The sequence below is a fragment of the Pseudomonas sp. SGAir0191 genome (assembly GCF_002812565.2).
Lineage (GTDB): Bacteria > Pseudomonadota > Gammaproteobacteria > Pseudomonadales > Pseudomonadaceae > Aquipseudomonas > Aquipseudomonas parafulva_B.
Window position 1 is genome coordinate 4,415,742 of the sequence record NZ_CP025035.2, and the last position, 11,826, is coordinate 4,427,567.

The 11,826-nt window shown below is 62.4% G+C and carries 10 protein-coding genes; 9 read left to right on the forward strand and 1 reads right to left on the reverse strand.

Going from position 1 to position 11,826, the window contains the following annotated elements; all coding sequences use genetic code 11:
* Nucleotides 1-125: 125 nt before the first annotated feature.
* The 7 genes from eat (at nt 126) to CWR53_RS19750 (ending at nt 7,126) form a co-directional block, all read left to right on the forward strand.
* Nucleotides 126-1,574 (forward strand): ethanolamine permease, encoded by a 1,449-nt coding sequence (gene eat / locus CWR53_RS19720; protein WP_100852316.1) that lies wholly within the window; start codon nt 126-128, stop codon nt 1,572-1,574.
* A gap of 46 nt (nt 1,575-1,620) precedes the next feature.
* Nucleotides 1,621-3,015 (forward strand): ethanolamine ammonia-lyase subunit EutB, encoded by a 1,395-nt coding sequence (locus tag CWR53_RS19725; RefSeq protein ID WP_100852317.1) that lies wholly within the window; start codon nt 1,621-1,623, stop codon nt 3,013-3,015.
* Nucleotides 3,016-3,027: 12 nt separating this feature from the next.
* A complete protein-coding gene (eutC, locus tag CWR53_RS19730) occupies nt 3,028-3,846 on the forward strand; it encodes an ethanolamine ammonia-lyase subunit EutC (protein WP_058603987.1) in 819 nt (272 codons plus the stop codon).
* A 295-nt stretch (nt 3,847-4,141) separates the two neighbouring features.
* Nucleotides 4,142-4,789 (forward strand): DedA family protein, encoded by a 648-nt coding sequence (locus CWR53_RS19735; protein WP_100852318.1) that lies wholly within the window; start codon nt 4,142-4,144, stop codon nt 4,787-4,789.
* A 15-nt stretch (nt 4,790-4,804) separates the two neighbouring features.
* On the forward strand, nt 4,805-5,620 hold the full coding sequence (locus tag CWR53_RS19740) for a zinc-dependent peptidase (protein ID WP_058603986.1): 816 nt from the start codon (nt 4,805-4,807) through the stop codon (nt 5,618-5,620).
* A 91-nt stretch (nt 5,621-5,711) separates the two neighbouring features.
* The gene (gene ppa, locus CWR53_RS19745) at nt 5,712-6,239 is read left to right on the forward strand and encodes an inorganic diphosphatase (protein WP_023534987.1); all 528 of its coding nucleotides are present in this window, start codon (nt 5,712-5,714) and stop codon (nt 6,237-6,239) included.
* Between the two features lie 185 nt (nt 6,240-6,424).
* Nucleotides 6,425-7,126: a helix-turn-helix transcriptional regulator gene (locus CWR53_RS19750; RefSeq protein ID WP_100852319.1), complete on the forward strand. Its 702-nt coding sequence runs from the start codon at nt 6,425-6,427 to the stop codon at nt 7,124-7,126.
* Nucleotides 7,127-7,425: 299 nt separating this feature from the next.
* Here the strand turns inward: CWR53_RS19750 and CWR53_RS19755 are convergent, their stop codons facing one another.
* The gene (locus tag CWR53_RS19755) at nt 7,426-9,600 is read right to left on the reverse strand and encodes a TonB-dependent siderophore receptor (protein WP_100852685.1); all 2,175 of its coding nucleotides are present in this window, start codon (nt 9,598-9,600) and stop codon (nt 7,426-7,428) included.
* A gap of 182 nt (nt 9,601-9,782) precedes the next feature.
* On the opposite strand from CWR53_RS19755, the gene CWR53_RS19760 reads away from it, so the two are divergent.
* Nucleotides 9,783-10,475, forward strand: coding sequence for a response regulator transcription factor (locus CWR53_RS19760; protein ID WP_100852320.1), 693 nt, complete (start codon nt 9,783-9,785; stop codon nt 10,473-10,475).
* Nucleotides 10,475-11,821 carry a sensor histidine kinase gene (locus CWR53_RS19765; RefSeq protein ID WP_100852321.1) on the forward strand — a complete coding sequence of 449 codons (1,347 nt, stop codon included), beginning with the start codon at nt 10,475-10,477 and terminating at the stop codon, nt 11,819-11,821. Before CWR53_RS19760 ends, CWR53_RS19765 begins: the two co-directional genes overlap by 1 nt.
* Nucleotides 11,822-11,826 lie beyond the last annotated feature (5 nt).

Sequence of the window (11,826 nt, forward strand, 5' to 3'; positions counted from 1 at the left end):
GGTGTTGACTGGCCCTTTGTCCAGGGCGGTTGTCATGCACCAACCGCTCTGGCTCGCTTCCTGCAGTACAGATCACCAGCGGCCCGAACCCCTTGCGGCCACCAAGAAAAAGAACAGGTGAAACCATGCCAAGCGAACACCCAGCCGGTAGCCCGGCAGGCTCTTCCGTAGATTTCGAGAAAGTCGGTTCAGACTATTTCCAACAACGTGAACTCAAGAAAGGCGCCGCCGGCTGGGTGCTTCTGGTCGGCCTGGGCGTTGCCTACGTCATCTCCGGCGACTACGCCGGCTGGAACTTCGGCCTGGCCCAAGGTGGTTGGGGTGGCATGTTCCTCGCCACCCTGCTGATGGCCACCATGTACCTGTGCATGTGCTTCTCCCTGGCCGAACTGTCGTCGATGATCCCTACTGCCGGCGGTGGCTACGGGTTCGCCCGCAGCGCCTTCGGGCCCTGGGGCGGGTTCCTGACCGGCACCGCCATCCTGATCGAGTACGCCATCGCGCCGGCGGCCATCGCCACCTTCATTGGCGCCTATTGCCAATCGTTGTTCGGCATCGGCGGTTGGATGATCTACCTGGCGTTCTACGTGGTGTTCATCGGCATCCACATCTTTGGCGTGGGCGAGGCGCTCAAGCTGATGTTTATCATCACCGCCATCGCCGCCGTTGCACTGGCCGTGTTCCTGGTGGCCATGGTGCCCCATTTTGATGCAGCCCACCTGTTCGACATCGCCGTCACCGATGCCGCAGGGGCCAGCAGTTTCCTGCCGTTCGGCTATGTAGGCGTGTGGGCAGCCATCCCCTATGCGATCTGGTTCTTCCTGGCGGTTGAGGGCGTGCCATTGGCCGCCGAAGAAACCAAGAACCCCAAGCGCGACCTGCCACGCGGCCTGATTGGCGCGATGCTGGTGCTGGTGGCGTTCGCCCTGCTGATCCTGATCGTCGGCCCCGGCGGTGCAGGCTCCGAAGCACTCAAGGCCTCCGGTAACCCCCTGGTCGAGGCGCTGGCCAAGGCTTACGGCAGTTCCACCTGGATGGGCAGCTTCGTCAACCTGGTAGGCCTGGCAGGCCTGATCGCCAGCTTCTTCTCGATCATCTATGCCTACTCGCGCCAGATCTTCGCGCTGTCGCGGGCCGGCTACCTGCCGCGCAAGCTGTCCGAGACCAACAAGAGCAAGGCGCCGGTCATGGCGTTGGTGATTCCGGGCATCATCGGTTTTGCCCTGTCGCTGACAGGTCAAGGCGACTTGCTCATCCTGGTTGCCGTGTTCGGGGCTACCTTGTCTTATGTACTGATGATGGCGGCGCACATCACCCTGCGCATCCGTCGCCCGAAAATGGAGCGCCCTTACCGCACCCCAGGCGGCATCTTCACCTCGGGCCTGGCCCTGGTGCTGGCCTGTATCGCCGTGGTCGCCGGCTTCCTGGTCGACCCACGCGTGGTGATCGGCGCTGCCGTGATCTATGCGGTGCTGATTGCGTACTTTGCGTTCTACAGCCGTCACCACCTGGTAGCGGGCACGCCAGAAGAGGAATTCGCCGCGATCCAGAAGGCCGAAGAGGCCTTGCACTGATCGACGACACTCGCCGCGGGCCACCCCGCGGCCTTGGAGAATCTGCATGGCAAGTTTCGTACACACCGTGGGCAACCTGGTCTATCGCTTCGACAGCCTCAGGGAGGTGATGGCCAAGGCAAGCCCCGCACGCTCCGGCGACTACCTCGCCGAGGTCGCGGCTTCAAGCGATGGCGAGCGCGTGGCTGCGCAAATGGCATTGGCCAATATTTCGCTGTCGCATTTTCTGAGCGAAGCACTGATTCCCTACGAAAGCGACGAAGTCACCCGCTTGATCATCGATACCCACGATGCACAGGCGTTCGCACCGGTCAGTCACCTGACCGTAGGCGGCTTGCGTGACTGGCTGTTGAGCGAGCAGGCCGATGAAGACAGCCTGCGCGCATTGGCGCCGGGGCTGACGCCGGAAATGGCCGCCGCCGTGTCGAAGATCATGCGCGTCCAGGACCTGGTGCTGGTGGCCCAGAAGATCCGCGTCGTTACCCAGTTTCGCGGCACCATGGGCCTGCGCGGGCGCCTGTCGACCCGACTGCAGCCCAACCACCCCACCGACGAACCGGCCGGTATCGCGGCGAGCATTCTCGACGGCCTGCTGTATGGCAACGGCGATGCCATGATCGGCATCAACCCAGCCACGGACAGCACCGCTTCCATCTGTGCGCTGCTGGAAATGCTCGATGCCATCATCCAGCGCTACGACATTCCGACCCAGTCCTGCGTGCTCACCCATGTCACCACCTCGATCGAGGCGATCAACCGGGGCGTGCCCCTGGACCTGGTCTTCCAGTCCATCGCCGGCACCGAGGCGGCCAATGCGGGGTTCGGCATCAACCTGAACGTGTTGCAGGAGGGGTACGAAGCAGGGCTATCGCTCAAGCGCGGCACCCTGGGGCAGAACCTGATGTATTTCGAAACCGGCCAAGGCAGTGCGCTGTCGGCCAACGCTCATCATGGTGTCGACCAACAGACGTGCGAGACCCGCGCCTATGCCGTCGCACGCCACTTCAAGCCGTTCCTGGTCAATACCGTGGTCGGTTTCATTGGTCCGGAGTACCTGTACAACGGCAAGCAGATCATCCGTGCGGGCCTTGAAGACCACTTCTGCGGCAAGCTGCTGGGCGTGCCAATGGGCTGCGACATCTGCTACACCAACCATGCCGAAGCCGACCAGGACGACATGGACACGCTGCTGACGCTGCTGGGGGTCGCCGGGATCAACTTCATCATGGGTATCCCCGGCTCGGACGACATCATGCTCAACTACCAGACCACCTCGTTCCATGACGCCCTGTATGCCCGCCAAACCCTGGGCCTCAAGCCTGGGCCTGAATTCGAAGCATGGCTGGCGCGCACCGGCATCTTCACCCAGGCCGACGGCCGGATACGCTTTGGTGACAACCTGCCGCCAGCCTTCCGGCAGGCCCTGGCACAGCTTGCATAGGAATCGCCGATCATGGACAACCGCACCCCCACCCCCGAAAACCCCTGGCTGGCCCTGCGCAACCTGACCCCCGCCCGTATCGCCCTGGGGCGCGTGGGCACCAGCCTTCCGACCAGTGCGCAACTGGACTTCCAGTTCGCCCATGCCCAGGCTCGGGACGCCGTGCACCTGCCCTTCGACGTGACTGAACTGACCGCACAGCTCGATCAACGGGGGCGCGATAGCCTGGTGTTGCACAGCGCCGCAAGCGACCGTCATCAATACCTTCAGCGGCCCGATCTGGGCCGGCGCCTGAACGAGGATTCGGTCGCCACCTTGCGCCAGCATGCCCAGGCCAACCCAGGCGGGGTCGACCTGGCAATCGTGGTGGCCGACGGACTCTCCGCCTTGGCGGTACACCGTCATACGCTCCCGTTTCTGACGCGCCTTGAGGAGCAGGTCAACGCCGAAGGCTGGACTTGCGCGCCCATAACGTTGGTCCAGCAAGGACGCGTGGCGGTGGCAGATGAGGTGGGCGAGCTGCTCGGCGCTCGCATGACCGTGATGCTGATCGGTGAGCGGCCAGGGCTCAGTTCGCCGGACAGCCTGGGGCTTTATTTCACCTACGCCCCAAGGGTCGGGCTGACCGACGCCTACCGCAACTGCATTTCCAATGTTCGCCTGGAGGGGTTGAGCTATGGCATGGCCGCGCATCGGCTGCTGTACCTGATGCGTGAAGCCTGTCGGCGCCAGCTGTCAGGCGTGAACCTCAAGGATGAGGCTGAAGTTCACAGCCTGGAAAGTGACGAACTGGCCAGCCAGAAAGGTAACTTTCTTCTGGGCAAAGGCTGAGCACCTGCGCAGGAGGGTGGTGCTGCACCGGCTGCCCTGCTGCGCGCTACAGGCGGGCCACTGAACACGCTCGCCGAATCCTCCGTGTGGCGAGCGCGAACGATGAACGATGTCCACGACCTCGGTGTCTGTCTGCCGTACTACGACGCAGCTCACGCCTTCCTACTGCCGTAACCCCTCGCTACAAACTCTGCGGGCGTGATCCTGACTTCGCCGTATAATGGCCCACTTGTCATGTGTGAAATTTCACTCCTCCAGGTCACCGAGCCTTCGAACCAGACCACAGGTGCTGTACATGGATTTCAACCCGCTGGACCTCATCCTCCATCTCGATGCGTACCTTGATCTGTTGGTCACCAATTACGGGCCCTGGATCTATGCCATTTTGTTTGCTGTGATTTTTTGCGAAACCGGGCTGGTGGTGATGCCTTTCCTGCCAGGTGATTCCCTGCTGTTCATCGCCGGTGCAGTCGCTGCGGGCGGCGGCATGGACCCTGTCCTGCTGGCCGGGTTGCTGATGATCGCCGCCATCCTGGGCGACAGCACCAACTACGTGATCGGGCGAACGGCCGGCGAGCGCCTGTTCAGCAACCCGAACTCGAAGATCTTCCGCCGCGACTACCTGCAGCGCACCCACGACTTCTACGAGCGTCACGGCGGCAAAACGGTCACCATGGCGCGTTTTCTGCCCATCCTGCGCACATTCGCGCCGTTCGTGGCCGGTATTGCCCGCATGCACTACCCGCGCTTTCTCGGTTTCAGTATTGCCGGCACGTTGCTCTGGGTAGGCGGCCTGGTCACGCTGGGGTACTTCTTCGGCAACGTGCCGTTCATCAAGCAGCACCTGTCGCTGATGGTAGTGGGTATCATCCTGCTGTCGCTGGTCCCGATGATTCTCGGCCTGCTGCGCACCCGCCTGGGTCGCCCGGCCAAGGCGCACTGAGGCGCCTGATCGGGCATGTGGTCGTTCAGCGCCTGGCGGCGCAAGCGCACGTTGGCGCGCTTCCCGATCAGCGTCCAGCAATGGCAAGCCGTACGCGAGCGCTTGCCCATACTGGACGGTATCGACGACGCCGAGGACCAATGGTTGCGCGAGGCCAGCATCCTGTTCCTGAACGAAAAGCACCTGACGTGCCTGCCAGGCGTCGAGCTCGACGATGAGCAACGCCTGGTGCTGGCGGCACAAGCTCAGCTGCCGTTACTGCACCTGGGTGACCTGAACTGGTATCAGGGCTTTCACGAAATCATCCTCTACCCCGACGATTTCAAAAGCCCGCAGCGCCACCGGGACGCCAGCGGCGTGGAGCACGCCTGGGACGGCGAACACAGTGGCGAGGCCTGGCAGCAGGGCCCGATCATCCTGGCCTGCAATGGCGTGTTCGGCAGTGGCGGCTGGGAAGCCTACAACCTGGTCATCCATGAGCTGGCGCACAAGCTGGACATGCTCAACGGCGATGCCAATGGCCTGCCTCCCCTGCACAGCGACATGGCTGTGCAACGCTGGGCGAACGCCATGCAACAGGCCTTCGACGACCTCAACCGACAACTCGACCTGGATCCGGAAGCCGAAACGCCGATTGACCCCTATGCCGCCGAAAACCCCGCCGAGTTCTTCGCCGTGACCAGCGAGTACTTCTTCAGCGCCCCCGACCTGCTGCACCAGGCCTACCCCGAGGTCTACCAGCAACTGTCGCTGTTCTACCGGCAGAACCCGCTTGCACGCCTGGCCCGGTTGCAACGCGAGCATCCCGACTATCGCCATCCCCCCGTGTAGCGCCCGGTCCATTGGGCCAGACGTGGCATGCCCCGTCGGAATATGCCTATAATCGCCGCCACTTTTTGGTCAAACACGGGGGCACTGCCCAATGAGCTACAGCAAGATTCCGGCGGGCAAAGACCTGCCGAACGACATCTACGTCGCCATCGAGATCCCGGCCAACCACGCGCCGATCAAATACGAGATCGACAAGGACAGCGACACGCTGTTCGTCGACCGTTTCATGGCCACCCCTATGTTCTACCCGGCCAACTACGGCTTTATCCCCAACACCCTGGCTGACGACGGTGATCCGCTGGACGTGCTGGTGGTTACCCCTTACCCAGTGGCCCCAGGTTCGGTCATCCGCGCCCGTCCGGTAGGTGTCTTGAACATGACCGACGATGGCGGCGGCGACGCCAAGGTCATCGCAGTGCCCCACGACAAGCTGTCGCAGCTGTACGTGGACGTGAAGGAATACACCGACCTGCCTGCCCTGCTGATCCAGCAGATCGAGCATTTCTTTGCCAACTACAAAGATCTCGAGAAGGGCAAGTGGGTCAAGATCGAAGGCTGGGACGGCGCCGACGCCGCCCGCGCTGCGATCACCAAATCGGTCGAAGCCTACAAAGGCTGATCCTGATTGCATGGAAAAACCCGCTTCGGCGGGTTTTTTTTGGCGCGCGATAGGCTTCACAGCCAATCTAGGCCTAAGCGTTCTAAAACGTCCTACACCCGCGTCTGACTGCTCCTACATCTCCCCTTCCGCACATCAACATCCTGTTCATACCCTTGGTGGCACCGTGCCGCTACACTTTCTCCATGAACACATCTGGTGAACGTTTAAGAGCCCTTCTTCAGGAATGCGGCCTGACCCCTGCAAACTTCGCCGCCCAGCGCGGCGTGACGCCTCAGCACGTCAACAACTGGTTCAATCGCGGGGTCCCGCTGGCTCGCCTGGACGAGCTCGCCGACCTGTTCTGCGTGCACCGTCGCTGGCTGCGCACCGGCGAAGGCGCCAAACATCCCAATGCCATCCTGCGCACTTGTCCGCCACGCCCGGTGCCGATAGACGCCCCCATTCCGCGTGCAGTTCATCGCGGGCGCGTGGTACACGTACCGTTCCACGAGGTGCGCAATGGCCTGCTGTGCAAGGTGTCAGGGCGTGCCCTGCGCCTGCCTGCCAACGCCCTGCGAATGCTGGGCGTCAAACACGACACGTCCATCTGCATGGCCATGCCAGGCGGCAACATGACCCCTTTGATCCCCGTCGAAGCGACCCTGGCCATCGACATGAGCATGACCCAGATCGTCGAGGGCGAAACCTATGCCCTGCTGATCAATGGCGCGTTGCGCGTGCATAACCTGACCATGGGCGAGCACGGCACGCTTTACCTGCATAGTCATGACCGGCACAACTACGCCGTCGAGCGCTTGACCCCCAGCCAGCGCCAGGCGCAAGGGCTGGAGATCCTGGGGTGGGTCTATCACTGGTCGCATTTTCGCCGGCAACGACCCGGTTGAAACACCCTGTGCCATTTTTTGCTGGGCATCAGGTGCGTGCCCTTGTATGCTACGCGCACATCAGCCCCGACCGGCGCAAGCCGCAGTCCAGAGGGCTCGGCGATACCCCATACGGGCATCAGCCATCTCTTTCAGGCCTCTTTTGGCCACACCGTTAAGGCGATTGCGGCTTACCATAAATTAGTCGGAAGCGTCCCCGAGAAGCCGGCCACAAGCCGGCTTTTTAATGCCTGTTTTTCAGCCAGAACAAAGCGGCGAGACCCTGTAGGCGCCGCCGAATTGTCCTTTAGCACACGCCTTTAGAAATCGTAACGCGCACCCACCAGCACGCTGCGCGACGGGCCGTAGAAGTTGAACGTGGACGTCGAACCCACCCGCGACAGGTAATCGCGATCAAACAGGTTGTTGACGTTGACGGTGGCAGTCAGTTTGGAGGTCACCGGGTAGGAAAGCATGGCGTCCACGGTGGCATAACCTGGCGCATCGATGCGTACCCCGCCGTTTTCCGAGTGGAAATTGCTCATCGCCGAGACGCCGCCACCGATGGCCAGCCCGGTGAGCGCGCCTTGGCTGATGGTGTATTTGCTCCACAGCGACGCCTGGTGGCGCGGCATGATAAAGAACGTGGTTTCGGCATCGCCCTTCACGGTTTCGGTGTCCATCCAGGTGTAACCGCCCAGCAGCTCCCAGTTATCGGTCAGCTTACCGCTGACTTCCACTTCTGCCCCTTTGACCCGTGTCTTGCCGGCAGCTACCGAGTCCTTGGTCGCGACGCCTTCGCTGTCGTAACGGGTGGTGGCGCGGTTTTCGTCGGTCAGGCGAAATGCCGACAGGCGCGTATTGAGTGCGCCGCCAAAATAGCTGCTCTTGATACCCACTTCGTACTGCTCGCCTTCACGTGGCTTGAGTACTCGGCCGTCGCCATCGGTCGCCGATTGCGGCTTGAACACCTGCGAATAGCTGGCATACAGCGCATGGTTTTCGGACAGGTCGTAGACCGCACCGGTATAGGGTGTGAAATGACCATCGACCTGCTTGCTATCGTCCGCAGTGACACCGGTCTTGAGGGTCGTGGTGTAGAAATCGCCACGGTACCAACTGAACCGCCCGCCGGCGATCAACGCCAGGCGCTCGACCGGGCGGAAGGTGACCTTGGAATACAAGCCGTATTCCTCTTCCTGCATGCCCGTCTCGGTCGTGTAGTTCGCAGCGGGTTTGGCGAACTGCTTGGGTGAGTAAGTGTTGACGTTGATGTTGCCCAGCGTCGTGGCCCCGTTCAGGTACTCGGTGTCGTAGTTCTTGTAATCGCTGCCAACGACGAACTCACTGACCTGGCCAAAGGTCTCGAAGGGCTGGCTATAGCTCGCATCGACCGCGTAGGTGTCCTGGGTGAAATCGCGCGCACTGGCGCGTTCGGAGTTTTTGCCCGTGGTGGGGTTTGTGGCCGTGAACGCGTAGAGATAATTGGTATCGCGGTGCGATCCGCGTGCAGCGATGCGGCCATAGCCACCGTTGTCGAAGCGGTGGGTCAGCTCAGCGACCAGGTCGGTGGTCTTGCCGTCGAACGCGTTCCAGTCTGCGCCCAGAAAACGGGAATGGCTGAAGTCAGGCACCTTGCCGTCCAACGTTGCCGGGTAACCATTGTGCGGCGTAATGTTCTTGACCTCGTGGATCAGGCCGAACGACAGGGTAGTGGCCTCGTCCAGGTCGACATCCAGCGCGCCGTAGTAGCTGTTGCTGGTATTGGCGTTGTAATCGACTTCGCCATTGGTGTCGTCGCGCGAGGCGATGAAGCGACCGCGCACCCGCCCGTTTTCGTCCAGCGGCCCGCTCAGGTCCAGTTCCTGGTGATTGGTATCCCAGGTACCGTAGTAGCCCTCGACATGCCCCTGAAAGTCGGCCGTGGGCCGCTTGCGCACCATGTTGACGATACCGCCCAGTTCGCTGGTGCTGCTGAACAGCCCGGCCGGGCCACGCATGATCTCGACACGGTCGAATGCCACAAGCGATGGCACGGTCCCGAAGATGCTCGCCATCGGTGCTGGCAGGCCGTCGATGTTGAATTCGCTGTACTCATAGCCACGGGCGTAGATCGATGACCGACCACTGTCGTTGGTCAGGGTACGCAGGCCGGCCGTGTATTTGGCCAGGTCATCGAGGTGGACGAACTGCCGATCCTTGACGTAATCCTGGGTATAGACGGTGATCGACTGTGGGATGTCCTTCAAGGCCGCTGGCGTCTTGGTGCCCACGGTGGCGGCGTCCACGCTGTACCCGCCAGTGGCCTCGGAGGGCAGCATGTCGTACAGCCGATTGCCCTCGATGGTCAATGCCGGCAGGTCGAGGGGATCGTCAGCGTTCACCACCATGGCTACGTCTTGCGCCAATGCCGAAAGTGAAAACGGCGCCACCAGCCCTGCCACCAGCCATCCCCGCACGCGTCGCGCGCGCCCTGCCCCACTGAAAACGTTCATGCCGCACCCTTTGCCCATATGATAGTAATTCGCAAACGAAACATATTGCTTTTTGCGAACGATACCGGAGCAGGTACAGGGCATGCAGCAGCATTAACCTTCTTAACACATTGGGCCATTGCCTAGGGTCGAGTCCGGTGGGATGATTTGCAACTGATATAAATTCTCATTCAAGGCTCGCCGTGCCCACCTCCCTGCTGCTGGTCGAAGACGACCCACGCTTACGCCACGACCTTTACCGCCATTTCATCGACCGTGGCTTCGAGGTACACGCATGCGCGACGGGCGACGCGGCGCTGACCGATGCCCACCGATGCGTATTCGACCTGGCGCTGCTGGACATCATGCTGCCAGGTCTCGACGGGCTGAGCCTGCTCGATGCACTGCGGCGCAAGCAGGCAGTACCGGTGATTCTCATGTCGGCATTGGGTGCCGAGCAGGACCGCATCACCGGATTTACCCGGGGTGCCGACGATTACCTGCCCAAGCCCTTCAGCCTGGCGGAACTGGATGCACGGGTCGACGCACTGTTGCGTCGGGTCGCCTTCCACAGCACGCCGCCTGTGGCGACGCGTAGTGATGAGCCCGTATTTGATCACACTGCACAGGACGTCATGCATAACGGCATGCCGGCTGGGTTGACTGGCTCGGAGTTCCGCTTGTTGATCACCCTGCACGCCCATGCCGGGGAGCCGCTGAGCAAGCCTTTCCTGTACCAGACCGTCCTGCACCGTGGCTACACGCGCCTGGATCGAGGGCTGGATGTGCATGTGTGCAACGTGCGCCGCAAGCTGGCGGACATCGGCATACAGCATCTGCTCATCCAGGCTGTGCGTGGCCAGGGCTATGTCCTGGTCGTGCAGAGCCCAGCCTGATGCGGCGACATCCGCTGCTGTGGAAGCTGGCCCTGTTGCAGGTCAGCTTCTGCCTGCTGCTCACCTGGTTGATCTGGACCTGGGGCCTGACGGTGGAGCGCAGCACCTATTTCCTGGCCCAGGCCGACCAGGACTACCTGGCCCGCTATGCCGGGCAGGCCGAGCTCGCTTGGGAGCAAGGGGGAGCCATGGGCGTCGAGACCTGGCGCGAGCAGGTGCAAATGGCCGAGAACACCTGGGCAGCGGTCGTCGGCCCTTACCTGCAAAGCCTGGGCACCACACCGCTCACAGCCGAGGAGGCAGGTCACCTGACCTTCATGCGCAAGCTGAACTGGCCCATGAGCCGCCGCCTGCAAGGCGAACTGCCTTACGTCAGCATTGCTTTCCCGCGCCACCCCGAACACGGGCGCCTGGTCATGCAACTGCCCGAGCGGCTACTGCCCACCGGGCTGACACCCTGGACTCACCTGGTCACCCACGGCGTGGCGCCTGCGTTGCTGGCCCTGCTGATGGGGCTGGCACTGTACCGTCACCTTGTCGCCCCGTTGAACCGCCTGCGTGACCGCGCCGACGCGCTGCGGGCCAATGACCTGGACAGCCCAGGCCTGCCCCTGCAAGACCGGCGCGATGAGCTGGGCGAGCTGGCGCAGGCCTTCGATCACATGGCCAATCGCTTGCGCCAGAGCCTGGAACAGCAGCGGCTGCTATTGCGCACACTGTCCCACGAATTGCGCACGCCGCTGGCACGCCTGCGTATTGCCCATGACAGCAACTTGCCTGCCGCCCAGCTACGCGCGCGCATGGATTATGAAACCAGCCATATGCAGAAACTGCTGGAAGACACCCTCGACCTGGCCTGGATGGACACCGAACAGCCCGTCCTGGCCACCGAACCGGTCCTGATGACATCGCTGTGGGAGGCGCTGTGCCAGGACATCTGCTTCGAAAGTGGCTGGAGCCTCGCGCGCCTGCCATGCACGCTCGGGCAGGACTGCGTGGTCCAGGTGCACCTGGACAGTGTGGCCCAGGCGCTGGAGAACCTGCTGCGAAACGCCATCCGACACTCTCCGCCCGATGGCACCGTCTGCCTGGAGGGCTGTCGCGAAGGCGCGCATTGGCACTTGTGCGTGCGCGATCAAGGCCCCGGCGTGCCCGAGGCAGCGCTTGAGCGCATCTTTCAACCCTACCAGCGGCTGAGCGCCAGCGGCGCAGGCTTTGGACTGGGCCTGGCCATCGCCCGGCGCGCCGTGCAATTGCAGGGTGGCCGACTCTGGGCCTGCAATGCTCACCCAGGCTTGCACCTGCACCTGACCCTGCCGGCCAGCGCCAACGGTTTAGAAAGTTAAGGCGC